Source organism: Campylobacter concisus, from assembly GCF_015679985.1.
GTDB lineage: Bacteria > Campylobacterota > Campylobacteria > Campylobacterales > Campylobacteraceae > Campylobacter_A > Campylobacter_A concisus_AC.
This window is the reverse complement of sequence record NZ_CP049239.1, coordinates 772828-797046: the sequence shown is the minus strand read 5'-3', so window position 1 is coordinate 797046 and position 24219 is coordinate 772828. Positions and strand designations below refer to the sequence as shown.

Annotated in this window: 22 protein-coding genes, 3 tRNA genes and 2 pseudogenes; 9 read left to right on the top strand and 18 right to left on the bottom strand. The window is 38.1% G+C overall.

The window, feature by feature from the left end; translation table 11 throughout:
• Positions 1-5 precede the first annotated feature (5 nt).
• The 12 genes from hemE to gmhB all read right to left on the bottom strand — a co-directional run bounded on the left by hemE (position 6) and on the right by gmhB (position 11373).
• Complete coding sequence (gene hemE, locus G5B98_RS04070) at positions 6-1028, bottom strand: uroporphyrinogen decarboxylase (protein ID WP_196087259.1); 1023 nt, start codon at positions 1026-1028, stop codon at positions 6-8.
• A 92-nt stretch (positions 1029-1120) separates the two neighbouring features.
• Entirely contained in the window at positions 1121-1627 is a 507-nt protein-coding gene (locus tag G5B98_RS04065; RefSeq protein WP_085657434.1) for a YqhA family protein, read from the bottom strand.
• A 16-nt stretch (positions 1628-1643) separates the two neighbouring features.
• Positions 1644-2669, bottom strand: coding sequence for an aspartate-semialdehyde dehydrogenase (locus G5B98_RS04060; RefSeq protein ID WP_196087258.1), 1026 nt, complete (start codon positions 2667-2669; stop codon positions 1644-1646).
• Positions 2670-2719: 50 nt separating this feature from the next.
• Positions 2720-3874 (bottom strand): sigma-54-dependent transcriptional regulator, encoded by a 1155-nt coding sequence (locus G5B98_RS04055; RefSeq protein WP_196087257.1) that lies wholly within the window; start codon positions 3872-3874, stop codon positions 2720-2722.
• 12 nt (positions 3875-3886) lie between these two features.
• On the bottom strand, positions 3887-4279 hold the full coding sequence (locus tag G5B98_RS04050) for a hypothetical protein (RefSeq protein WP_196087256.1): 393 nt from the start codon (positions 4277-4279) through the stop codon (positions 3887-3889).
• Positions 4255-4755, bottom strand: a complete 501-nt coding sequence (locus G5B98_RS04045) for an LPP20 family lipoprotein (protein WP_196087255.1) — start codon at positions 4753-4755, stop codon at positions 4255-4257. Before G5B98_RS04045 ends, G5B98_RS04050 begins: the two co-directional genes overlap by 25 nt.
• A gap of 44 nt (positions 4756-4799) precedes the next feature.
• Complete coding sequence (gene gyrA, locus G5B98_RS04040) at positions 4800-7421, bottom strand: DNA gyrase subunit A (RefSeq protein ID WP_196087254.1); 2622 nt, start codon at positions 7419-7421, stop codon at positions 4800-4802.
• A gap of 98 nt (positions 7422-7519) precedes the next feature.
• Complete coding sequence (locus G5B98_RS04035) at positions 7520-7915, bottom strand: SseB family protein (protein WP_196087253.1); 396 nt, start codon at positions 7913-7915, stop codon at positions 7520-7522.
• Position 7916: 1 nt separating this feature from the next.
• A complete protein-coding gene (gene gmhA / locus G5B98_RS04030) occupies positions 7917-8486 on the bottom strand; it encodes a D-sedoheptulose 7-phosphate isomerase (RefSeq protein ID WP_196087252.1) in 570 nt (189 codons plus the stop codon).
• Complete coding sequence (gene rfaE1 / locus G5B98_RS04025; RefSeq protein ID WP_196087251.1) at positions 8461-9879, bottom strand: D-glycero-beta-D-manno-heptose-7-phosphate kinase; 1419 nt, start codon at positions 9877-9879, stop codon at positions 8461-8463. Before rfaE1 ends, gmhA begins: the two co-directional genes overlap by 26 nt.
• Positions 9872-10861: an ADP-glyceromanno-heptose 6-epimerase gene (rfaD, locus tag G5B98_RS04020; RefSeq protein ID WP_072594136.1), complete on the bottom strand. Its 990-nt coding sequence runs from the start codon at positions 10859-10861 to the stop codon at positions 9872-9874. Before rfaD ends, rfaE1 begins: the two co-directional genes overlap by 8 nt.
• The gene (gmhB, locus tag G5B98_RS04015; RefSeq protein WP_196087250.1) at positions 10858-11373 is read right to left on the bottom strand and encodes a D-glycero-beta-D-manno-heptose 1,7-bisphosphate 7-phosphatase; all 516 of its coding nucleotides are present in this window, start codon (positions 11371-11373) and stop codon (positions 10858-10860) included. The genes rfaD and gmhB overlap by 4 nt, the downstream gene beginning before the upstream one ends.
• 91 nt (positions 11374-11464) lie before the next feature.
• Between gmhB and G5B98_RS04010 the strand changes: the two genes are divergently transcribed.
• Together G5B98_RS04010 and G5B98_RS09615 are read left to right on the top strand one after the other, a co-directional pair.
• Positions 11465-11767, top strand: coding sequence for a c-type cytochrome (locus G5B98_RS04010; protein WP_087578724.1), 303 nt, complete (start codon positions 11465-11467; stop codon positions 11765-11767).
• Positions 11768-12059: 292 nt separating this feature from the next.
• On the top strand, positions 12060-12344 hold the full coding sequence (locus tag G5B98_RS09615) for a tyrosine-type recombinase/integrase (protein WP_430746732.1): 285 nt from the start codon (positions 12060-12062) through the stop codon (positions 12342-12344).
• A 28-nt stretch (positions 12345-12372) separates the two neighbouring features.
• Here G5B98_RS09615 and G5B98_RS04000 read toward each other — a convergent pair.
• From G5B98_RS04000 to flgL, 5 genes and pseudogenes are all read right to left on the bottom strand, one after another.
• Positions 12373-12447 (bottom strand) — tRNA-Met (locus G5B98_RS04000).
• 26 nt (positions 12448-12473) lie between these two features.
• A tRNA-Gln gene (locus tag G5B98_RS03995) sits at positions 12474-12548 on the bottom strand.
• Between the two features lie 107 nt (positions 12549-12655).
• Positions 12656-14116: pseudogene (locus tag G5B98_RS03990) on the bottom strand (DNA translocase FtsK); the annotation flags it as partial.
• A 261-nt stretch (positions 14117-14377) separates the two neighbouring features.
• Positions 14378-14734: pseudogene (locus G5B98_RS09610) on the bottom strand (DNA translocase FtsK 4TM domain-containing protein); the annotation flags it as partial.
• Positions 14735-14877: 143 nt separating this feature from the next.
• On the bottom strand, positions 14878-17193 hold the full coding sequence (flgL, locus tag G5B98_RS03985; protein ID WP_196087249.1) for a flagellar hook-associated protein FlgL: 2316 nt from the start codon (positions 17191-17193) through the stop codon (positions 14878-14880).
• A 139-nt stretch (positions 17194-17332) separates the two neighbouring features.
• On the opposite strand from flgL, the gene G5B98_RS03980 reads away from it, so the two are divergent.
• From G5B98_RS03980 to G5B98_RS03955, 6 genes are all read left to right on the top strand, one after another.
• Complete coding sequence (locus G5B98_RS03980) at positions 17333-18079, top strand: YaaA family protein (RefSeq protein ID WP_196087248.1); 747 nt, start codon at positions 17333-17335, stop codon at positions 18077-18079.
• A 123-nt stretch (positions 18080-18202) separates the two neighbouring features.
• On the top strand, positions 18203-18505 hold the full coding sequence (locus tag G5B98_RS03975) for an HU family DNA-binding protein (protein WP_012001719.1): 303 nt from the start codon (positions 18203-18205) through the stop codon (positions 18503-18505).
• A 68-nt stretch (positions 18506-18573) separates the two neighbouring features.
• Positions 18574-18660: transfer RNA gene (locus G5B98_RS03970), tRNA-Leu, on the top strand.
• A gap of 820 nt (positions 18661-19480) precedes the next feature.
• A complete protein-coding gene (locus tag G5B98_RS03965; protein ID WP_196087247.1) occupies positions 19481-20092 on the top strand; it encodes a S24 family peptidase in 612 nt (203 codons plus the stop codon).
• Between the two features lie 72 nt (positions 20093-20164).
• Positions 20165-21286 carry an AAA family ATPase gene (locus G5B98_RS03960; protein ID WP_107784935.1) on the top strand — a complete coding sequence of 374 codons (1122 nt, stop codon included), beginning with the start codon at positions 20165-20167 and terminating at the stop codon, positions 21284-21286.
• The gene (locus G5B98_RS03955; RefSeq protein ID WP_196087246.1) at positions 21279-21872 is read left to right on the top strand and encodes a TOPRIM nucleotidyl transferase/hydrolase domain-containing protein; all 594 of its coding nucleotides are present in this window, start codon (positions 21279-21281) and stop codon (positions 21870-21872) included. Before G5B98_RS03960 ends, G5B98_RS03955 begins: the two co-directional genes overlap by 8 nt.
• A gap of 24 nt (positions 21873-21896) precedes the next feature.
• Here the strand turns inward: G5B98_RS03955 and G5B98_RS03950 are convergent, their stop codons facing one another.
• Positions 21897-22112 carry a hypothetical protein gene (locus G5B98_RS03950; protein WP_196087245.1) on the bottom strand — a complete coding sequence of 72 codons (216 nt, stop codon included), beginning with the start codon at positions 22110-22112 and terminating at the stop codon, positions 21897-21899.
• Between the two features lie 293 nt (positions 22113-22405).
• Between G5B98_RS03950 and G5B98_RS03945 the strand changes: the two genes are divergently transcribed.
• The gene (locus G5B98_RS03945) at positions 22406-24175 is read left to right on the top strand and encodes a response regulator (RefSeq protein WP_196087244.1); all 1770 of its coding nucleotides are present in this window, start codon (positions 22406-22408) and stop codon (positions 24173-24175) included.
• The last annotated feature ends 44 nt before the right edge of the window (positions 24176-24219 follow it).

Here is a 24219-nt window from a genome sequence, read left to right as displayed (position 1 = left end):
GCTTATTACCTTGCACTTTTTGTCTGTACCTGTTTTATAAAATATTTTGCATTCTCAACTGGCACATCAGGCAAAATTCCATGACCAAGATTGAAAATATGAGGCACGTCTTTCATAGTGCTTAAAATTTTATCCACGCCTTCATCTATCGCCTTTTTGCTATAAAGCCTTGTTGGCTCCATATTGCCTTGAAGGACATATCTTGAGCTAAGTTTTTCTTTTGCTAGCTCGATCGGCGTGCTCCAATCAACGCCAAAAACGTCAAATTTTCCTGAAATTTTATCCAGATAGCCACTTATTCCTTTTGGAAAAACGATGACTGGAATTTCTGGAAATTCAGCCTTAACGCTATCAACTATTTTATTAATGTAGTTAAATCCAAACTCAAAATAAGCCTGCTCTTCAAGCGCAGCCGCCCAGCTGTCAAAAATTTGCACCGCATTTACGCCTGCTCTTATCTGCTCTTTGACGTAAAGGATGAGTGCTTGCGTCACTTTTTCTAAAATTTGATGTAAAAATTCTGGATTTTGATAGAGCATTTTTTTGCAGATCGCATAAGTTTTACTGCCACCACCCTCGATCATATATGTAGCTATCGTCCAAGGTGCGCCGCAAAAGCCAATGAGCGCCTTATCTTTGGCTAAATTTTCTCTTGTAAGCTTGATCGTGTCATAGACGTATGCTAAATTTTTAGTCGATTTTTCGATACTTAGTGCGTCAAGTGCGGCTTTATCACGCAAAGGATCTGTAAAAACTGGCCCTTCACCCTTTTCAAAACGTAGATCCATACCCATTTCAAGAGGCACAACGAGAATGTCGCTAAATAAAATCGCCGCATCAACGCCTAGAATTTCAACTGGTTGAAGCGTGACTTCGCTAGCCTTTTTGTAGTCCTTGCAAAGAAATAAAAAATCCCCTGCTTGCGCGCGTACTCGCATATACTCTGGTAGATATCTACCGGCTTGGCGCATCATCCAAACAGGCGTATAAGGGGTAGGTTTTTTAAGGCAAGCGTCTATGAAAATCATCAAATTTCCTTTAAATTTTTAAATGGATATTATCCAAAAATAGCTAAAGAAAAGATGTAGGAGAAATTTTAAGCGTAAAAACGCTTAAAATTTTAGTGATCTCCCTTGTGAAGGAAGTAAAGTCCAAGGCAAAGTGCTAGGATAGAAGCCGCAAGATAGGCCATCTCAAGCGGTGTTGTAAAGTTTGCGTGAAGCACCCTTTGGAAGAAATTTACGATTAAGACCATGACGATCACTTTGCCAAGCTTATCTTTTAGCTCATCAAGAGAGTGAACCTCTAAGACTTTGCTCTGCTTTGACTGCTTTAGCTGTGTGATCTCTGAGATGAAAAGCTCGTAAATTCCGAAGCTAAATATATAAAGAACAAGCGCCATCAAGTATAGATCGATCGCTCCAACGATCTCGCCAACGACTTCTGAGTGAAAATTTTCAACGTGAAAATCTGCGGCAAAAAAATATTTATAAACCTCTAAAAGTACTTTGCCGACGTCGTAACTTGCGATGATAAAAAGTACGATCGCACCTAAAAGTCCAAAAATTACTGGAAAAAGTGTAAAGCTGTTGCTTGCAAGCAAAATTTTTTCAAATATCTTACGCAATAAAAATCCTTTTTATTTACTCTTGCATCGCGATCCACTTTTGTGCGATCCTGACAGCATTTGTAGCAGCCCCTACGCGGATCTGATCGGCACTGCACCAAAGGTGAAGCACACTAGGTCTGTAATTATCGACTCTGATCCTACCGACATAAGTCTCATTTGTATCGCTTGAAATGATAGGCATCGGATACTCTTTATTTGCTGGATTATCGACTACAACGACGCTTGGAGCTTTGCTTAAAATTTCTCTTGCTGCATCCGCACTTACATCCTTATCAAAGTGGATAGTGATAGCCTCTGAGTGACTTCTAAGTACTGGTACGCGCACACAGGTAGCGCTAACTTCTATATCTTTGTGAAGAATTTTTTGCGTCTCATTGACCATTTTCATCTCTTCTTTTGTGTAGTCATTGTCCAAAAAGACGTCGATGTGAGGGATCACATTTAGTGCTAGGCGGTGCGCAAATACCTTTGGCTCGCACTCATCAAGCTTAAATTCAAAAAACTTTTGCATCTGAATGACAAGCTCTTCCATGCCCTCTTTGCCAGCACCGCTTGCTGCTTGGTAAGTAGAGACATCAACTCTGTTGATACTAAAAGCGTCGTTTAGTGGTTTTAAAATTTGCACCATTTGGATGGTTGAGCAGTTTGGATTTGCGATGATACCGCGATTTTTCCACATAGCTATATCACTTGGATTACACTCTGGCACAACAAGGGGGATGTCTTTATCCATCCTAAAATGGCTGGTGTTATCGATAACTACTGCGCCACTATCAGCTGCAAATTTGGCAAATTTCTCTGAGACTGAGCCACCAGCACTAAAAAATGCGATATCGATCTCGTGCTCGCTAAAAACCTTTTCGGTTAGCTCTTTTACCTTGTAATATTTGCCATTAAATTCGATCTCACTGCCAGCGCTTTTTGCGCTAGCAAGCGGCAAAAGCTCTCCAACTGGAAACTCAACCTCCTCCATCACTCTAAAAAGCTCTTCGCCGACCGCTCCAGTAGCGCCAACGACTGCTACGTTAAATTTTCTCATCTGCTCTCCTTATCTTTTTTTAATTTTCGTAATTTTACTTAAATTTATGGCTATTTTTTGCTTCTGGCTTGTAAAAATAGATCATTTGGCAAAATTTCATCACCCTCGCTTAGTATCGCTGCACGCTGCACGACTGAAATGAGCTCTCTTATGTTGCCTGGATAGTCATAGCTCAAAAGCTCCTCTTTTGCCGCTTTTGAGAAATTTTTAGCCTCAAAGCCATACTCTTTGCAACATTTTTCCAAAGCATCCTGCGCGATAGGTAAAATTTCATCCTTTCGCTCGCGAAGTGGTGGGATGAAAAGCGGGATCGTGTTTAGGCGGTAGAAAAGGTCCTCTCTAAACCTACCCTCTTTCATAGCAAGCTCTAAATTTGCATTTGTAGCGCAGATGATGCGAACGTCTATCTTTTCACTCTTTGTAGCGCCAAGCCTTGTTATCTCGCGCTCTTGTAAGGCACGAAGCAATTTTGGCTGTAAATTTATAGGCATCTCGCCGATCTCATCTAAAAATAGCGTTCCGCCATTTGCCAGCTCAAACTGCCCTTTTTTGGTAGTGGCTGCGTCTGTAAAGGCGCCTTTTTCAAAGCCAAAAAGCTCACTTTCTATCAAATTTTCAGGTATCGCAGCCATATTTAGAGCGATAAATGCCGCATCTTTTCTTGGTGAGTTTGCGTGGATAAATTTAGCAAAGACCTCTTTGCCAACGCCGCTTTCTCCAATAAGCATTATTGAAGCGTCTGTTCTTGCAGCTTTTAGCGCGATATTTAGCATCGCTTCAAGTGCTTTTGAAGTGGCTAAAAAGCCGTTATTTTCGCTTTTAGTTTCAACTTTTTTTATGCTTTTTGGGGTTTTTTGTTTTAGCGCCTCTACCCTTTTTATCGCTTCATATAGCGTTGAGACGTCAAATGGCTTTGTTAAAAAGTCCTTCACGCCAAGCCTAACGCTCTCAATCGCCTTGTTAAGTGTCGCGTTACCAGTCATTATGATGACGTCAAATTTACCGTTTAACTCTTTAATGAACTCAAGTCCGTCCATCTTTGGCATGTTTATGTCGGTGATGATTAGATCAGTGTCGTCGCTTAGCTTTTTTAGAGCTTCAACTGCGCTCTTGTAACTCTTGATGTTTAGCTCTTCATACTCGCCAAGTGCGATCTCAAGCGACTTTCGCATATTGATGTCATCTTCTACTATGACGATATTCATTTGATCTCTTTTTTATTGAAGTGTGCCGATGATAGCGGATTTTGGCTTAAATTCCACCATAAATCTAACTGGCAAAATTTTCAAATTTGAAGCGTTTGTGACCTGTGCATTTTTGACATTAAGCTCATTTTTTATCATCACTTTTTTTAAGGCAAAGCAGTCAAAAATTTCATCTTTGTGTAAATTTAAAAAGCCAAGAGTTGTGGTATTTTCATCTTTAAAAGCGTCTATCTGACAAAGAAATTTTGGTTTTGGATTGGGTGTTAAAGTCATCGCCTTTGAAAAAGAAATTTCCTCATGCGCAATGATATGATTTGTCGTATCGACCTTCGCCCAGAAGATAAACTCCTCCAGGCAAAAGGCGAAATTTAAAAGTATCGTTAGTAAGAAAAGACTTCTCGCCACTTATCTTCGTCTATCTTAAGCTCCATATTTACCTTATAAAGCCCATCTTTGAAATTTTCATTCACGATCCTTGCGTTTTTGACAAGACCTTGAACCTTTGAAGTGATAGATGAATCATTTAGCATCGCGTCTCTTACGGTGTCTTCAGCGTTGATCTTTACGCCATAAAGCTTGCCAGCAAGCTGCGAATAAGCATCAGCCATCGCCGCTCTTTTTGCAAGAGTGACTGACTGAGCGTATGAGAGCGAATTTAGCGGAGCTATGCCCTCACCTGTGGCTCTAAAAGTGGTCTCTCTTGGAGCACTATCATATATCATCTTCTCTTTTTTCATCACCTCTCTAAGATCGTCTTTATCGACCTTTTGGATGACTACATTGCGGTTTGATGTGCTAGTTGGCTCGCCCATAAAGCCGTTAAATGAGCAGCCGCCAAATAAAGCTACCATCAAAGCAAAAGATAAAATTTTAACCTTCATAAACAACCTTTTTTATGCTTTTATTTAAAATTTAATAGCAAAATTTATTCCAAAAGCCCCATATCTTCGCTTGGTGCTTCATCCTCATCTTCGCCATCATCTGCCTTAGGGCATCTTGCGATACTTACGACATCATCGCCATCTACATTTACGACAATCACGCCGCTTGTGTTACGTCCTGCTTTGCGGATGCTTTGCATATCAACTCTTATCATCTTGCCGCTTGATGTTAGAGTCATCAGGTCTTGCTCTTCATCAACCATCACAACGCCCACTAGATCGCCTGTTCTGCTTGTTAGCTTCATGCAGATGACACCTTTGCCGCCGCGATTTGTCAAGCGGTACTCATCAGCAGTTGTGCGCTTGCCGATACCTTTTTGAGATATGCTTAAAATTTCTTGATCGTTACTTTCGATGACTGCTGCGCCTACAACCTCGTCGCCTGGCTCTTTAAATTTAATGCCAGTTACGCCGCGTGCAGTTCTTCCCATTTGGCGAACCTTGCTGATCTTAAATTTAAGGCACATGCCCTTTTTAGTAACGACAAATAGCATTGTCTCATCGCCTGAGTTTGCGTCCTCTTCGGCATTTACACTATCTTCATCGATCTCGTTTTGAAGCTCTTCAACTTCAAGCACCTCTGTCTCTACGCTTAGCTCATTTTCTGGGTCAGTGACTGGCATATCATCGTATGTTTGAGCGATGAGCGCAGTTACTAGCTCGTCGTTCTCATCAAGGCTTATCGCTCTTACGCCAACTGAGCGAATGTTTTTAAATTCGCTTAAATTTGTGCGTTTTACGATGCCGTTTTTAGTAAAGAATGCTAGAGATTTACTCTCGTCAAAGTCAGTCGTTGGGATGATCGCTTTGATCTTCTCATCAGGCTGCAACTGGATCAAATTTACAACCGCTTTGCCCTTTGCTGTGCGGCTTCCCTCTGGGATCTTATAGACTTTTAGCCAGTATAGCTGTCCGCGGTCAGTCACAAACATAAGCGTATCGTGGGTATTTGAAGTAAAGAAACTCTCTATAAAATCATCATCGTATGTAGTGACCGCTACTTTGCCCTTGCCACCGCGTTTTTGCTTCTCGTACTGCTTGCTTGGCACACGCTTGATGTAGCCGCGATGAGTTATGGTTACGACCATATTTTCATTTGGTATGAGATCTTCGATATCGATGTCATCGTAGTCATCAACAATCTCGGTCACTCTTGGTACTTTAAATTTATTTTTGATCTCAAGAAGCTCTTCTTTGATCAAATTTTCAAGCAATGTCTCACTCTTTAAAATTTCATCAAGTCTTGCGATCTCAGCCATAAGCTCGGCTAGCTCAGCCTCTAGTTTTTCTCTCTCTAGGCCTGTAAGCTTGCTTAGACGCATATCAAGGATAGCGTTTGCTTGAAGCTCTGAGAGGTTAAATTTACTCATCAAGCCTTCTCTAGCAACCGCTGTATCAGCACTATTTCTAATAAGCTCTATCACCTCGTCGATATTATCAAGTGCGATCTTTAGACCCTCTAAAATATGGGCTCTTGCGCGCGCTTTTTCAAGCTCAAATATCGTTCTTCTAATGATGACCGTTTTTCTGTGATTTAGAAATAGCTTAAGTAGTTCGATAAGGTTAAATACTTTTGGCTCTTTGTTATTAATAGCAAGCATAATAACACCAAAAGTGCTTTCCATTGTAGTTGATTTAAATAGGTTGTTTAGCACGATATCGCTCATAGCGTCGCGTTTTAGCTCGATGACTACGCGGATGCCGTCTTTGTCAGACTCATCTCTAACCTCGCTGATGCCATCTATCTGCTTATCTTTTACAAGCTCAGCGATCTGCTCGATAAGCCTTGCTTTGTTTGTTTGATATGGTAGCTCGTCGATAACGATGACGTCTTTGTTTGGCTTTTTTTCTATATGAGTTTTGGCTCTTAGTTTGACCCTGCCACGACCTGTGCGGTAGGCTTCTATGATGCCTTTTTTACCAAAGATGATACCGCCAGTTGGGAAGTCTGGACCTTTTATAAATTCCATCACCTCTTCAAGTGTCGCCTCTTTGTTTTCAAGAAGTAGCAAAAGACCGTCTATTAGCTCATCAAGGCTGTGTGGTGGGATATTTGTCGCCATACCAACCGCGATACCGCTTGATCCGTTTAATAATAAATTTGGCACACGGCTTGGAAGTACATCTGGCTCGACCTCTCTATCGTCATAGTTTGGTACAAAATCAACCGTGTCTTTGTCAATATCTTTTAAAAGCTCTTCAGTAAGCATGGTCATTCTAGCTTCGGTATAACGCATCGCAGCCGCACTGTCGCCATCAATCGAGCCAAAGTTTCCTTGTCCATCAACGACTGGATAACGCATAGAAAATTTCTGAGCCATACGAACAAGTGCGTCATAAACCGCTGTGTCGCCGTGTGGGTGGTACTTACCGATGACTTCACCGACGATACGAGCTGACTTCATATAGGCACTTCTGCTGCCAACGCCGAGGTTATCCATAGCGTATAAAATTCTTCTGTGAACTGGCTTTAATCCGTCTCTAGCATCAGGCAAAGCACGTCCGACGATGACGCTCATGGAGTAGTCAAGATAGCTAGTTTTTATAGACTCTTCGATATCAACAGATGCGATATCTTGGGTTAATTCAAGTAGATTGTCTTTCATTTTTTTCCTTAAATTTAGCTTGGCTGATTTTAGCTTAAAATTAATAAAAACTTGCTAAATAGCAAATCAGCGACTTTGGCAATAGTGCTATGAAAATTTTAGTCTAAAATTCTTGCTATCTGCTCTTTTTTAAGAATAAAATCATAGCTAAATGCATCTACAACGACTCCAGCGTAGCTGCTCTCTTTTAGCATCGCAAGATACTCTTTTAGACCTATCTCAATGCTCTCTTGCTCACTATCGTTTCGCCAAAGCTTCATCGCTTCTTTGCTTGTAAATGCTGGAAAATAGCTAAGCTTCTCGCCCTCATCTTCAAGCAGGATAAATTTGATATTTGAGCCTTCTTCTTCATAAACAACGCCACCATCAGGCTTTGCAAGCGCTTGATTCAAAAGCACTGGAGCGAAAAAGGTAGCTTTTTTTAAAGCTGCTATCAAATTTATCTCGTTTTGCTGGTTAGGATCACTTAAAAATTTATCCATCGCTTCTTGCATTTTAGCCCCTAAAAGCCTCATCTATAGCTTGGCAGATCGTGTGGATAAAAAAGATGTGCGACTCTTGAATTCTTGCTGTATCGCTTGAGCTAACGACTAAATTTAGATTGCAACCTTCATTCATCGCACCACCGCCTTTGCCGCTAAGTCCAAGCACTGATGCGCCCATTTTCTTGGCACTTTTTATAGCTTCAAGGACATTTTTGCTGTTGCCACTTGTTGAGATCGCCACGAGCAAGTCGCCTGGCTGAGCCAAAGCCTCAAACTGGCGTGAAAAAACATAGTCAAAGCCGTAGTCGTTGCCAATGGCTGTAAGTGCCGAAGTATCAGTGGTTAGCGCGATGCCAGGAAGTGGTTGGCGCTCACTTTTATATCTGCCAGTTAGCTCAGCTGCAAAGTGCTGAGCATCCGCCGCAGAGCCGCCGTTGCCGCATATTAGCACCTTTTTGCCATTTTTTAGCGTATCAGCTACCATCTGGCAAGCGCGCTCTAGGCTACCTAGCAAATTTACATGCTCACTAAAGGTCTTTTGGTGAGCCTCGAGCTCATTTTTTATCATTGTTTTTAGCATCTTTTATCCTTTTTATTATCCCTGTTGTGCTTTTGCCCTCGACAAAGTCAATCAGTCTGACCTCTTTTACGATATCGCTGCCAATGACCTCTTTGCCTTTATAGTCAGCCCCTTTTACAAGCACGTCAGGCTTTATCTTTGTTATCAAATTTAAAGGCGTATCCTCATCAAAAATCACGACATAATCAACAAATCCAAGCCCGCTTAGCACGCAGGCTCTATCATCTTGCGAATTTATAGGCCTCGCCTCTCCTTTTAGCCTCTTAACTGAAGCGTCCGAGTTTAGCCCAACAACCAAAAGATCGCCAAGCTCTCTTGCGCGCGCTAGGTATTTTACATGTCCAGCGTGCAGGATATCAAAGCAGCCATTTGTGAAAACGACCTTTTTCTTGCCCTTTTGGCTCAAAATTTCCTCTAGCTCATCAAGGCTCTTTAGCTTGTGCTCGAAATTTGCCCCAAATGAGCTATTTAGTAACTGCTCGATCTCGCTAAAGCTAGCCGTTGCGCTACCTATCTTAGCCACGACAACGGCTGCTGCGAGGTTTGCTATCTTGATCGCCTCTTTTATGTCAGCCCCATTTGCCAGCATATAGCCAAGTGTGGCAAGCACCGTATCTCCGGCACCAGTGACATCAAAGACCTCTTTTGCTTTAGCAGCAAAAATGTGCAACCTGTCATCATATAGCGCAATGCCCTCTTCCGAGATCGTGATGAGCGAATAGGTCAAATTTAGATCGTCTTTTAGCTGTTTTATTGCCTTTTCAAGCTCGGCCTTGTCTTTTATCTTTAAATTTGTAGCCTCGCTCGCCTCTTTTTTATTTGGAGTTAGAAGGGTTGCGTTTTTATATTTTGAGTAGTCGCTGCCTTTTGGGTCGATAAGTACTGGGATATTTAGCCTCACGCACTCGTTTATGATCTCTTGGCAGACCTTCTCACTAAGCACGCCTTTGCCGTAGTCGCTTAGTAAGACAGCCTTAAAATTTGCAAGATTTTCTTTTACTTTTAAGACGAGCTCATTTTCTAAATTTATCTTAACAACGCTCTCTTTATCGATCCTGACAACTTGCTGGTGCGATGCCATAATACGGCTTTTTATCGAGCTTTCGCGTCCTTTTTCGGTGAGTATGAGCTCATCTTTTACGTTTAGCTCAGCGAGCCTCTCTTTTATCTTTTTGCCAGCCTCATCATCTCCTAAGACGCTAGCCACGCTCACGTTTGCACCAAGGGAAAGCAAATTTCTCACCACATTGCCAGCGCCACCAAGCGTGTAGGTTTCGTTATTTATCTTTACAACCTGCACTGGCGCTTCAGGAGAGATGCGGTCGCAGCTGCCCCAGATATAGTGGTCCAGCATGAGATCGCCGACGACTAAAATTTTAACTCTCTTAGCCATTTATCTCTTCCTTGTAAATTCTCTTTATTTCTGGCAAGTAGTCTTTTATTGCCTCTTCCAAGCTCCAAGTCGCGCTAAAACCAAATGCCTCGCGAGCTGGAGCTACGTCGGCCTCTGTATGAAACTGATATGAGCCAATAAATGGATTTTTGATATATTCGTTGCCTAAATTTACGCCGATCTCGCGTTGCAAGATATCAGCGATATCTTGAAAGCTTCTAGCCTTGCCAGTAGCTGCGTTATAGACGCCGCTTGGCGCGTCAAGTGCTTTTATGTTTGCGTCAATGATATCTTTTATATAGACAAAGTCGCGTTTGATCTGGTCGCTGCCCTCAAAGAGCCTTGGGGTCTTGCCAGCTAAAATTTGCAAGCCAAACTGAAGCACCATCGAGGCGGTTTTATTTTTGAAAAACTCGCCCTTGCCAAAGACGTTAAAATACCTCAGTCCAACCACACTCACGCCGCGTTTTGCGTAAATTTTATTGATATTATCCATGCTTAGCTTGCTAAAGCCATAGACGTTATTTGGCGCTTCGCACTCGCCAACGGTTTGTGGGCTCTTTGCGTTGCCATAAGTCGCCCCTGAGCTAGCGTAGATCATCTTTGCGCCCAAACTCTCGCAGATATCAAGCAAATTTACAAAGGCATTTACATTTGTTTTTATTAGCTCGTCTTGCTCTTTTACGGTCGTATCAGAGATCGCTGCTTCGTGGTAGATGACGTCTGGGCGAAAGCTTTTTATCTTCTCAAGCGTGCTAGGGTCGTTGATATCGCCAGCGTAAATTTCGCCCTTAAAGCCAAGTAAATTTTTAAAATGGCCAAAGCTTTTTAGGTTGCCATTGCTAAATGTCTCGTCGTTTCTAAATTTATCCACGACAAGCACGTGAGCATCTTTGTAGTTTTCATCAAAATAGTGCGCCAAAGCTGAGCCGATAAAGCCAGCGCCGCCAGTTATAACTATCTTTTTTTCGTTTAAATTCATAGTGATTTTTCCTTTTTTAGCTTATCTAAAACATCTCTTACATCTTTAAAATTTATGCCATCAAGCAAGAAATTTCTACCAACACCAGCCCTTTTGCCAGCCTCGACGTCGCTTGGTTTATCGCCTATCATTAGCGAGTTTTCAAGGTCTATATCAAACTCTTTGCAAGCATCAAGTATCATTTTTGGATTTGGTTTTCTGCAGGTGCATTTTTGCTCTGGAGCGTGCGGACAAAAATAGACTTTGGTGATAAAAATCTGCTCTTTTCTAAAGCTTTCAAGCATAAATTTGTTTAGAGCGTCAAACTGCTCCTGCGTGTAGTAGCCCCTGCCGATGCCTGATTGATTTGTCACGACAAAGAGCTTGTAGCCGGCCTTAGCAAATTCTCTTAACGCATCAAAAATGCCATCAATAAATTTAAAGTCTTTGATCTCGCAAACATATCCAGCATCTTCGTTTATTACGCCGTCTCTATCTAGAAAAAGTGCTTTAATAGGCTCATTTTTATTCATTTGGTGATTATAGCCAAAATATTTTAACTAGCTTCTTGCGAATTTACCTTTTTGTACTATAATGCACAAACTTTTTTACAAAGGATGAAAAATGAAAAAATTACTAATTGTTTCTAGCGTTGCGGCTCTACTTTCAACTGCTGCCTTTGCTGCAGATGGTGCTGCTATCTACAAAAAATGCATCGCCTGTCATGGCGCAAAAGCTGAAAAAGTGTTTAATAATAAAGTTCCAGCTTTAACATCTCTTGATGCAGCAGCTATCGAAGAGGCACTAAAAGGTTATAAAACAGGAGCAAATAAATTTGGTCTTGGCGCTATGATGAAACCAATCGCTACTCCAATGAGCGACGAAGATGCAAAAGCAGTAGCTGAATACATCCAAACTTTAAAATAATAATTAGGGGCATTCGCCCCTCCTGCATTTTTAAATTTATACTAATAATCCATAAAACAATACTAGGTGGGAATTTCTCTTTTTATATTTAAAAGTTATGAAACCTATTTTTACTAATCTTTCTTTTTACATATTAAAACAAAACTATTCTAGTCTTCAAAGCCATAAAACAACGCTTAGAAATAGCTAAGAGCGTAAGTAAAATAGAGGCTCGCAAACTCTTTACTGAAACAAGAGACGACCAAGTGCTTCGTATGGCTTACTACTGGATATCTCAAGGGGCTTATGATAACTGCAAAGATCTACCTTAAATAAATGCCCTATAACTCATCTAAACCACGATACAGCAAATCGTATGTGGTGGGCTGTAAGAAACCATCTAGGATATAAGGGAGAAAACAACACTCACGGACTATACGTATTACGCCATACAGTGGCTTCTAGGTTAGTGAGTTTGAAGGGATTTAATGCTCATAAACTGATGGCTTTTATGGGTCATACGGACATTAAGAGCAGCTTACACTACGTTCATCTCAATGTTGATGATATACGTGATGGTGTGGGGGTTGGTGCTTAGTTAAAAGATGGTAAAAGTAATGGGCATTTGGTTGCGGAGGACGGATTTGAACCGCCGACCTTCGGGTTATGAGCCCGACGAGCTACCACTGCTCTACTCCGCGATAAGTATTATTTTGGATTTAAAAAGTGGATGGGGTAAGAGGATTCGAACCTCTGAATGACTGGACCAAAACCAGTTGCCTTACCGCTTGGCGATACCCCAATGTTTTTAAGAGTTGTAATTATATAGATTTTAATGTGCTTTGTCAAGACTTTTTAGAATTTTAATAAAAATTAAAATTCTAAAATTAAAGCAATTTATGACTTTAGCTATAAAATTTCTCTTTGTCCTTTTGCATTCACTGGGCTTAAAACACCCATTTTCTCCATTTGTTCGATTATATTTGCAGCTTTGTTATAACCTATCTTTAGGCGTCTTTGCAGATAGCTTATTGACGTTTTTTGCTCACTTAAAATGATCTCTTTGGCCTCTTCATAAAGCTCATCAAGTTCATCTTCTCCTAGAGTACCAGCAGCCACACTTCCGCTTGTGCCTTCTTCTATTAAGAATTTCTCATCATAAACTACATCTTGTTGCTCTTTTAAGAAATTTACAACCGTTTCTATCTCTTTTTCGCTAGCAAATGGTGCGTGAAGCCTTATCACACCAGGGCTTCCTGGAGGCGTAAATAACATATCTCCTCGCCCAAGCAAGCTCTCAGCTCCCATTTGATCCAAGATAACCTTGCTGTCGATCCTTTGCCCTACTCTATAGCTTATCCTACTTGGCAAATTTGCCTTTATAAGGCCAGTCACGACATCAACACTTGGGCGCTGGGTTGCCACTATCAAGTGTATGCCGCTAGCTCTTGCCATCTGTGCTAGACGGCCGATATAAAGCTCCACATCCTTGCCACTAGTCATCATCAGATCAGCTAGCTCATCGATGATCACAACGATATACGGGAACTGCTCGCCGCCCTCCTCTTTCATCTTTTCATTGTAACTCTCTATATTTTTCGTACGAGTTTGGCTCATTATCTTATATCTTCGCTCCATCTCAGCAACCATATTTGCAAGCGCTGTGATCGCCTTTTTGGCCTCTGTGATAACTGGAGTTAGAAGATGTGGAATATCGTTATATATGCTAAATTCAAGCATTTTTGGATCGATCATCATTAGACGCAAAGTTTGTGGGCTATTTCTATAAAGCAAGCTTAAAAGCATCGCGTTTATACCCACACTTTTGCCAGATCCTGTAGTTCCAGCGATCAGCAAATGAGGTAGTTTTTTAAGGTCTGTCACAAAAGGAGCACCTACGATATCTTTACCAAGTGCCATAGTTAGCGGGCTACTTGCATTTTTAAAGACTTCGCTCTCTAAAATTTCTTTTAGATAGATTGTCTCTAAATTTTGATTTGGTACCTCGATGCCTACGACATCTTTGCCAGGGATCGGCGCTTGGATGCGGATCGTTTGAGCCTTTAGTGCCATCGCTAGGTCATCTTGAAGTGTTAAAATTTTACTTACCTTGATATGCGGAGCTGGGCGAAACTCAAATGTCGTGACGATAGGTCCAGTATAAGTTCTAACCACATCGCCGTCTATTTTAAACTTACGGAGTTTATCAAGCAAATTAGAAATTTGCTGATCGATTTCAGTTTCATTGACACTGTGCGAGCGTTTTGGCGGATCGTTTAAAAATTTAAGCGGTGGCAAGACAAAATTCTTTGGCTTTTCGACATTGCCTCGCTCTATTTGATCAAGCAACTTCTTGTTTTCAGCCACTTCGTTTAAAATTTCAACTCCGTTTATAGTTGAGGCCCTGCTCTCTTTTTCTGACTCAGGCTCTAGCTCTTCATCTAAATTCTGCTCATCATCATTTAGCACCTGAGCTTCGATAAGCTCTTCTTCTTTTACATCATTATTCTTTTGTCTTTTGCGTTCGATTTTTGGAAGTTGCTTTTGTTTTATCTCTTTTAAATTTCTCTCTTCATGGACTTTTATCTCTTTATCTACAAAAGCCTTTCTTAAAACAATGATAAAATTTTCCCTAAAAGCAAGCCCAAGTGAAATAATAAACATCATAAGTATAGCAACCGCAGTGCCGATAGAGCCGATCACCTCTTTTAAGGCACTAACTATAAAATTTCCAATTATACCGCCATTTATGCTCGAAGCACTCAAGGCTTGAAACATTAAAAAAGCTATAAAAAAGAGAAAAATTCCTACCAAAAACTGAGCAAAATCAAAGTCAAATTTCTTAAAATTTTTATAGACAAAATAGCCCAAAATGATCAATAAAAATGGATAAACATACGCTATAAGTCCAAAATATTTGATATTTAAAATACCAAGGCTTTGTCCAAGCAAGCCAACAAAATCAGCAGTTGGAGCAGCTGTAGCGATACCAAAATATATAAAAATGCAAACAAAAATTGTAAATAAGATATGTCGTAAAATTTTAGATCCTTTATAAAAAAGGCTTATTATAGCACGCTTGAGTTTAATTTTAAAAAATTAGCAAGCTGGGCGACCTGCTGATTTAAATTTTAATTTAAATAATTTAGCAAGCTTAGTTGATTTATCTTTGCACTTGCTTGTAGAGTTGCTTGATAAGACAGTGAAAGCTGCGTAAATTTCAGATATGACTCCGCATAGTCTGCGTCAATTACATCATTTTTAACAGTTTGCACATTCACTTTCATTACTTCGGCTCGCTCTTTTGTAGCAGTTAAAAGTCTTGATTGAGAGCCGATCTTTGTAAGTTCTTTATTTGCATGATCTATTAAATGATCAAGCCTTTGTAATGCACCTTGCATACCAGTATTTCGTGGATCATTACTATTTGCATCAGCTCTATAATATCCCTTTCTAACAGCTTCGATCATATTATCAAGATCTTGAAAAACGCTCGTACTTGGCTCATCAATAGTTAAGGCATTATTTTCATTAAAGCTAAAGACAGAGCCTTTTCCTTGAGGGTGGCCAGTATTACCAGCTGTATCTCTACCAGTACTATCGCCATCAAATTTATCGCTATTTTTTGCATCATGCATAGTTACTTCTATGTTTGTTACTGATTTTGTCTTATCAGTTAAAACCATTCTGCCTTTATCATCTAAAGTTGTCTCTACTGCGCCCTTTGTTTTTGACAAAGCCTCTTTATAGGCATTATAGTTTTGATCTCTTTTTACTTTTTCTATATCTGTATCAAAATTTGCATTTTCTGCATGTGGAGGATTTGGGATATTATCACTTGCTGCCATTGCAACGATATCCATGAGCTGCCTATAAGTAAAATCGCTAGCGTAAGTTCTGTAACTTCCAAACTCATCTGAGTTATAGACTGTTAAAGTTCTAGGTGCAGAAGGCGTGCCACCTGGTGGTGTAGATGTTATTTCAAATTGCACTGGAGTATTTGTGCCCCCTGCTGTGCCCATTTTTACCTTTATGTCATATTTTGTACCAGTTATTGATTTTACTTGTAAATTTATCTCTTGGTTATCGATATTAAAAAGCTCTCTCTTTCTAGCATCGACATCTTTTGGATATAAATTTCTATCGTAGCTCTCTTTTGTACCAGAGACTTCGCTTAGCTTTGTCTGATCTGTTGCATATTCGCCCGCTCTTCTGGCTACTTGAGGTAAATTTGCGATTAGCTCATTATCCTTTCTTTCAAATCTAACCTTATCATAGTCAAATGCATTTGTCGCGTTTCCATCTTTATCGGTATATTTGCTCTTTACAAACTCAGTTACATGAACTGTTTTTGGAACGTTATTTGCCATAGTTTCAAGATCTTCAAGAGAATTTACCGCATCAAGCGCGTTGTTTTGAGCGATTGCACCGCGATTTGGTGCTACTGATGTGGCTGCAACCATATGAAAGTCAATAGTTTGGTTGCCTTTAGTAAGATCTTTTATATTAAATTGTCCATCGTTATTTATGCTTACATCAACAACTTTTGTTGTTTTTGTATTGCCAAATTCCATGCCGATTTTTTCCATAAGCCCAGCCATTGTTGTATTTGCACTCATCTTAAATTTACTAGTAAATGTCGTGCCATCTGGCTTTTTGCCTTGTATGAAAAAATATGTATCCGGAAAATTTACATTTGAATTATCTAAAAAATCATAATCCGGATTTATTGTGCCATTATAAGAGCCATCACTTCTAACCACTGAATCACTAGCGTAATTTAGTCCGATCATATTTTTTATCTTGCTGTTATCGTTTAGAAATTTTGGCGCATAAGAGATGTCTGTTCTAGTTTGATCAGCCAAACGAACATTTGTTGTCAAAATTTTACTGTAATCACCATCTTTTCCTAAAAATAGATCATATCCTGGGATATTATAAGGAAGCTCAACCTGAGCACCAGCTGATGTTTTCATATAATCACGGTTGCCTTGATATTTTCCTGCACCATCTATTGGCTTTGTATCAACAGCGCTTCCAGAAAACAAAAACTGCCCATTAACCGAAGTGTTTGCAATATTCACAAGGTGATTTTTTATGCCTTGAAGGTCATTTGCCAAAGCCTCTAGCGATGTCTTACTATGCACACTGCTAGCTGCTTGGACTACTTTTGTCTTAAAATTTTCAAGCTGTTTTTCAAACTCTTGCAATGCATTATCTGTATTTTTTGAGAAATTTACAGATTTACCAGTGGCATCAACCACTTGAGTGAGAGTAGTTGCTTCATAATCAAGCCTCATTGCATCATTATAAGTCGCAGCGCCATCGTATGGATCTTGAATTTTCAAACCATTTGAGAGCTGCTTGTAGCTTTTATTTACACCAGTCATATTTTTTTGGTAGTCATGCAAAGTCTGACTAAAACGTAGTTGGTTTGTTATTCTCATAATTTTTTCCTAAATTTTTATTCACTCTAAGCAAAAATGATTCCGCTTGTTTTTATATCGGTAAAAATTTGATTTTTTTTAGCACAAAAAGTTTATTGTATAATCCAATAAAAATTTACATATAAAATAGGTAAGAACAATGGCATTAAAAATTCTCTTTTCTCCAAGCGAAAGTAAAATTTCTCTAAATACAAATAATAAATTTAATGGTAAGGATTTGATATTTCCAGAACTTTTTGACAAAAGAGTTGAAATTTTAAACAGATATGATGAGTTTTTAAAAAACGCAAATTTAGACGATATAAAAAAGCTTTTTGGGCTAAAAGAGCTTGAAGAGAGTAAGCAGCTGCGAGAAAGCCTATCTCAAAAAGGTAGCATAAAAGCTATTTTAAGGTATGATGGAGTGGCTTATAAACATCTAAACTATCGTGGTTTAGACAATGAGGCACAAAAATATATAGATAATAATGTTTTAATATTTTCAAATTTATTTGGACCTATCTTGGCAAAAGATGAGATACCAGAGTACAAACTAAAACAAGGTGAAAAGCTAGATGGCTTTGAAATTTCAAAATTTTATGAAAAAAATTTTAGTAAAGCGGTTGATGAGTTTTTAAAAGATGACGATATTTTGGATCTCAGAGCTAAATTTTACGAAAAATTTTACACTGTAAAAAAAGAATACATAACTTTTTGTTTTGTAAAAAATAAAAAAATAGTGAGTCATCACGCAAAAGCATATAGAGGCGAAGTCTTGCGCCAGATAGCAAATAAGCTTGTAAAAAATAAAGATGAGTTATTGAGCTTAAATTTTAAAAATTTAAGGCTTATTGATATAAAAAAGATTGGTCTAAAGACCGAGCTTATGTTTGAAATTTGCGAGTAAATTTTTTAAAAATCGCATTTTTTATTAAAAAATGTAAAAAAAGAGCTAAATTTAGGGAGAAAGTATTGTATTTTTTTTTAAAAGAGTGTAATATAGCCACATAACTTCTTAAAAGGATGGTTCATGAAAAAAGCTGAATTTATTCAAGCTGTTGCCGATAAGGCTGGTCTTTCAAAAAAAGATACTCTAAAAGTTGTTGATGCTACTTTGGAGACAATCCAAGCAGTTCTTGAAAAAGGCGATACAATTAGCTTTATAGGCTTTGGTACTTTCGGTACTGCTGACAGAGCTGCAAGAAAAGCTAGAGTTCCTGGAACTAAAAAAGTTATCGATGTTCCTGCTAGCAAAGCAGTTAAATTCAAAGTTGGCAAAAAACTTAAAGAAGCGGTTGCTGCTGGTGCTGCTAAAAAAGGTAAAAAGAAATAATTTCTTTTTCGGGGAGCAACTCTCCCCTTTTTCCTCTCACACAAAAATTAACTTTCAATCTTACTTTAGCCCGAGTGGTGAAACTGGTAGACGCGCCAGACTCAAAATCTGGTAAGGGCAACCTTGTGTCGGTTCGAGTCCGACCTCGGGCACCATAACACTAAATCTTAAGACTTCCCAAAAACATCCAAAAGTATAAAAATTCCCGATATAGACGGATTTTAAAGATATTTTTGCGTATATTTTAAAATACCAAAGGATATAAAAATATATTTGCAAATAATCATTTTTTACTAAATAATAATGGAGTAAAATAAAAAAGCACAAAAGGACTCCGTAAAAAAATGCCAAAGATACACACACCGCTAACGGATAGAGAGATCAGGATACTAAAAGCCGAAGGATAAGATTTGTAAGAAATGCGACGGCAGAGGTTTATATATTTTCGTGGATCCTTGCGGTCGTAAATATTTTGCTCTCGAATACAAAAGCCCGGCCGATAATAAAATCAAAAGGCTAAATTTAGGAGACCCCTCCCGAGTTTAGTTTGGCCATGGTACGCAAGGAGAGATTTAAGCTAGAGCAAAAGGTAAGAGACAGCATCGACGTCAAACGTGAGAGCTAGATAAACGAGTAGGCTAATTTTAAAAAGCTCGCGCAAAGATAGCTTGAAATAAAAGCCGCTAGCGTAGAGCCAAATACCCTATATAGAGATAAAAGGCTGCTTGAGATGATGAAGCGGTCTATTCGCTTTTAAATCAAATTTGGCAATCAGCCTACTATATCGCGCCGCATTCGTGCTCCTTAACCTCTCCGAACTCTTTTCAAGAGCTTAACTGCGTTTTGAAGTTTCATTTTTCGTCCTTTTTGATATAATTGCTTAATTAATATTTGAATTATACTAAATTTTTATGAGTATATCAAGATAAATTTAGTATTTTACTAATTATTTTTAGTATTAGAGAAAGGGGTAAAATGGACGCTTTTGATGGGCAAATGCAAGAATTATATGATTATTACGGTGTTGCAAACGATAATCAGCTATCTAAAAAACTTGCGTTAAGTAGCAATTCGGCAATAGCGGCTTGGAGAAAAGATAGAAAAATACCCACAAAATACTTATTAAAAATTAGTATAGAAAAAAACAGTAGTCATCAAAATTTGGATGATGCCGATCTCTACTTCATCCGTAAAACGACATCCGTTAAAGCAAGCGCCGGTGGCGGCAACGAGCTGGAAGGCGTAAGGAGCTACCAAACGGGTGAGCTAATGCCGATTGCCAAGGCCTTCTTTAAAGTCCCACCCGGTAAAAACCTGGGCAGCATGGAGATAGAGGGCGAGAGCATGACGCCGATGCTAAGGAGCGGGGATTGGGTTATTTTTCGCGAGGACGGCGCATTTACCGGAGACGGGCTTTACGTGGTAAATTTTAGCGATCAGCTCATGGTAAAAATCCTGCAACTCACGCCGCGCGGCATGCTTAAAATCGTTTCGGTTAATCCGAATTTTAAAAGCTACGAGATCAATCTAAACGAGACCCAGGAGCATTTTAAAATCGTGGGTAAAGTGGCAAAGAGTATAGTTTAAATTTTATGACATAAACGCGAAAAGCGGTTATATTATGATATAATTTCATAAAATTATATATAGGGATTAAAAATGATAGCTAGTTTTGAAGTTTGCGGATATGCATCCATATCTCAAAACATTAAGATAAACTTCACTGCAAAACAAAATCAAAGACTAAAAAACACAAAATACGAAAGTAATTACTTTTCGGATACTAGATTAGCTAAAAGCGCGGTTTTATTCGGCAAGAACGCTACAGGCAAAACGAATATATTAAAAGCCTTAGAAAGCATACTTCGCATAATAGAAAACGGATTAAACATAGAAAAAGAATCTCAGTTTATAAATTCCGACATAGGTTATACCGAATACAAGATAACTATTACGGACAATAAAAAAGACAGTTACGTGTATGAGATTAAGTTTGATAAAGAGCGGATAATAAGCGAAAATTTAACAAAAAACGAAGTTTTGATTTATCGATTCAATAAGGACAGTTTAACATTTCCGATAGCTACCGAATATGAAAAGATACTATCCGTCGTTTCGCGAGATACCGTCTTAAACAAAATAAAAGACAACAACGTCAAAGAGCTACGCGGTTTTCAGGGTGCAGTAAAGGTATATGGATATAATAAAAATATAAACACGTTCGATATTATAGCTAGTCAAGATAGGGTGATTCCTTTTGATCTATTTGAGAAAGATTTTTTTACAGAACATAAAGATACCGTATTAAATATATTAGAGATCGTAGACGATAGCATTACTGATTTTGATTTTATAGATATAAAAGACGATAGATTTTCTTTGATTTTAAAAAGAGATCATAAAAGCTTCGCGTTTGAAAAAGAGAGCTCGGGCGTAAAAAAAATAATAGAGCTTATGATGGGGCTGGTATATGCGATAGATAGCGTAGACTCCGTGCCAGAGTCGGTTATGATAATAGACGAGCTAGATAGCTCTATTAGCACCATCTCTCTAATTAGGCTATTAAACGGGGTAATTAACTCATCGTCAAATACTAAAGGACAATTTATATTAAGCTCTCATAATCCGCTAATCTTTGATACCGATATGCTTGCTCCGTCTCAAATTTACATAGTAGGCAAAGAAAATACCGCCACAACGTTAAAAGCGTTAAGCGAATTTGAGCTAAGAAATGATAAGAAAAAAGCATACATGGACTATTTAAGAGGCGATTATGAATAAACGAAAGATAGTTATAAAATTCATCGTCGAAGGTCAAACGGAGGAGTATTATTTAAAACATTTTAGAAGCGAGCACTTAGGCGACGAGTTCGTTTTTAACATAACAAACGTTAAAAATGGAAACTATAAGAGTTTTATAAAAATAATAGAGCAATATAGGGGAACTCCTATTCCTATTTTTGTAGTAGCCGATTTAGACAGAGCCACCGACGATAAAACAGAGTTGGGGCATTTAAAAAAGCTATGCACTAGCCTTAGCTATGTAAATAAATATAGTAATATATTTTTAACATATAAAGATTTTGAGACATTTTTATCGGCTCATTTTAAAAATAACGCCGATGTATGTAGTGTTTTGGGCGTCAATAGATGCAATATAAAAAATAATCAAAATATATACGAATCCATAAAAAACAAAGGCGGCTCATATGAAAATACGACCACAAATTTAAGTAAAAACAATATTTGCTACCATAAATCAAATTTTATATTTCCAAAAGAACTAAATACTGCTAAAATTGCTGCTAAACAATCGTCTTTAATATGTTTAAAAGAATATTGCGAATTCATAAAAAAACATAGATAATTACCGTAAATATTATTAAACACACTAATCCCCAAAACTATACCTGTTATCACTCACAGCCTGCGCTACGACTTGCGGAGTAGCTTGCGAGCCGTATAAATTTATGTCGATCTTTTTATTATCGGTTATTTGATTTTGGCTCATTTGCGACCTCATCTCGCGGCGATCTTGTGCAACTTTATCTACAGATCCAGCCGTAGTTTGCTCGCCGATAGCGCTGGAGCCGTTTTTTGCCTGCACTTATGCCTATTTTTGCTTATCCATTTTCTTGGCTTAGAGTCGGCTATGAAATTAGATATATCTTTTATCACGCCTATTATCCACTGAAGCGGCTTAGTTACGAAATCTATAACCGCCTTTCCTACAGTCCGACCGGCATCGGCGAAACCTGCTAAGTCCTACTTAGTAGCTTCGCTTTGAGAGAAGAATAAGCTAAAGCTTACATATTAATCCGACCTCGGGCACCATTATACGCCTAAATACTTTCTAAATTTATCCGATATTATCTGCAACATCTTTAAAAAGGATTTTAGATGAATATTGCACCTTTAAAATATAACTTTATAAATTTAAAAGATTTAGAAAATCCTACAGAAATGCTCCATACCTTTAAGGATAAACAAGGTTTAGAGATAAATAACGAACAAATTTCAAGTCTAAAAGAAAGTATAAAGGCAAGCAAAGTTATAAATATAACTGATGCCGAGATCAAAGAGCAAAATAGACACAAAATCCTACAAAAAGTAGAAGAAATTTTAAATAACTACTCAAAAAATCTCATCTACAGCAACAACAAAATCTACTCCGATGAGCTTTCCAAAGGCCATCATTTTAGTGAAAATGCCTACTTTAAAAATATAAAAGCTTCAGATAGCAACAGCATGCTATCTACACTAAAAAGTGGATACTTAGAAAATACAAAATTTAAAAATTTAAACGATTACGCTTATTCAAACACTTTAAAAACAAAATATGGCGAAGTAGAAGTATTTTTAGATATTTACGGTGACAACGATAAACTTGGCACTACAAAATTAGAAAATAATAGCTATCTTTTTAGCTTTGATAGCAACAATGACGGCGTGCTAGACCAAAAAGATATACTCTTTGATAAGCTAAAAGTAAGAGGTTATGACAAAGACGGAAATGAAAAAATAGCAAATTTAAGCGATGTAATGCCAAGGGTCGATCTTAGGCAGTTTATCAGCACAAATGTCATAAATCACAACCAAATAAAAAGAGAAGAGCTAAATCGTAAAGCAACGATCACAAATAATCCCGATCTTTACGTGGATACAAAAGATATTGATTATAGGCACTCTTACTACGCCTCAGATCCAAATACTTTGTTCGCCGCAGAAAACAGATATGAAAAGATAGAGAAAAATGATATAAATAATTTCTTTAAAAAATATGCCCAAAATGACGGCTGGGTCGATCTAAGACACAATAATATCTTTGGCAAAGATAGCTCTTTTAAAAATTTTGCCTATCTTAAAGTGGGTTTTGATGATACTGCAAGGCTAAGCGAGTTTAATCCGATCATTGAGCCAAGCAAAGATTACAAAAAAGATGAAAATTTCTCATATACAAAATTTCAAAAAGATAGTTTTATGAAATTTTACAAAGATTATAACGCTGAGTTTGACGCATACAACAAGATGATAGAAAATCTTGACAATAATTTAAAGAAATTTGAAGAAAATGCGGATGCTTATATATCAAAGCTTGAGAAGACAAAATCAGCCAAAATGATCGCGATGGAAAATGAATTTAAACAAGCAACTGGACTTGAGTTTAGTATCTCAAATTTAAAAAAAGTAAAAAAGGCTTTTATAACAAATGAAGCCACAGCTGCCGCATCTTTGCAAGATAGCGATAGCGTCATAGCTATGAAGCTAAACAAAGATGGCACCATAAGGCTAAAATTTGATAGTGGTAGAGAGATAGACGTAAAAGAGCTTTATAACGATACTGGCAAGCTAAATACATCAAGTGAGCTAAAAACTAGCACAAATTTAGAGGCAAAAGAGATGAATAATGTGCAGCTAAATAGCTTGGATTTTAAAGATATTGGCTTCATGCAAGATGATAAAATCGTAAGTCTAAAAGATGCCGGAGCGATCGCCATTGCCAATCTATCTAATAAATTTGAGAGTAAATTTTTAATCAGTCTAAATAATGGCAAAAGCATATCTACAAGAGAAATTTATAATATCAGCTATCTTGAGAATGATTTAAAGAGTAAAGAAAAGATAGATGAGAGAGATAAATTTTATAAAAAAGTTGATATTAAGGCATAAATTTTGAGAGCAAATTTTAAAAAAGGTTTATTGTAATTTAATCT

Coding starts and splice junctions, on each gene's coding strand:
- hemE (WP_196087259.1), bottom strand. CDS start 1,028: ATGATTTTCATAGACGCTTGCCTTAAAAAACCTACCCCTTATACGCCT.
- G5B98_RS04060 (WP_196087258.1), bottom strand. CDS start 2,669: ATGAGAAAATTTAACGTAGCAGTCGTTGGCGCTACTGGAGCGGTCGGC.
- G5B98_RS04055 (WP_196087257.1), bottom strand. CDS start 3,874: ATGAATATCGTCATAGTAGAAGATGACATCAATATGCGAAAGTCGCTT.
- G5B98_RS04045 (WP_196087255.1), bottom strand. CDS start 4,755: ATGAAGGTTAAAATTTTATCTTTTGCTTTGATGGTAGCTTTATTTGGC.
- gyrA (WP_196087254.1), bottom strand. CDS start 7,421: ATGAAAGACAATCTACTTGAATTAACCCAAGATATCGCATCTGTTGAT.
- G5B98_RS04035 (WP_196087253.1), bottom strand. CDS start 7,915: ATGCAAGAAGCGATGGATAAATTTTTAAGTGATCCTAACCAGCAAAAC.
- gmhA (WP_196087252.1), bottom strand. CDS start 8,486: ATGCTAAAAACAATGATAAAAAATGAGCTCGAGGCTCACCAAAAGACC.
- rfaE1 (WP_196087251.1), bottom strand. CDS start 9,879: ATGGCTAAGAGAGTTAAAATTTTAGTCGTCGGCGATCTCATGCTGGAC.
- rfaD (WP_072594136.1), bottom strand. CDS start 10,861: ATGAATTTAAACGAAAAAAAGATAGTTATAACTGGCGGCGCTGGCTTT.
- gmhB (WP_196087250.1), bottom strand. CDS start 11,373: ATGAATAAAAATGAGCCTATTAAAGCACTTTTTCTAGATAGAGACGGC.
- G5B98_RS04010 (WP_087578724.1), top strand. CDS start 11,465: ATGAAAAAATTACTAATTGTTTCTAGCGTTGCGGCTCTACTTTCAACT.
- flgL (WP_196087249.1), bottom strand. CDS start 17,193: ATGAGAATAACAAACCAACTACGTTTTAGTCAGACTTTGCATGACTAC.
- G5B98_RS03980 (WP_196087248.1), top strand. CDS start 17,333: ATGGCATTAAAAATTCTCTTTTCTCCAAGCGAAAGTAAAATTTCTCTA.
- G5B98_RS03975 (WP_012001719.1), top strand. CDS start 18,203: ATGAAAAAAGCTGAATTTATTCAAGCTGTTGCCGATAAGGCTGGTCTT.
- G5B98_RS03965 (WP_196087247.1), top strand. CDS start 19,481: ATGGACGCTTTTGATGGGCAAATGCAAGAATTATATGATTATTACGGT.
- G5B98_RS03960 (WP_107784935.1), top strand. CDS start 20,165: ATGATAGCTAGTTTTGAAGTTTGCGGATATGCATCCATATCTCAAAAC.
- G5B98_RS03955 (WP_196087246.1), top strand. CDS start 21,279: ATGAATAAACGAAAGATAGTTATAAAATTCATCGTCGAAGGTCAAACG.
- G5B98_RS03945 (WP_196087244.1), top strand. CDS start 22,406: ATGAATATTGCACCTTTAAAATATAACTTTATAAATTTAAAAGATTTA.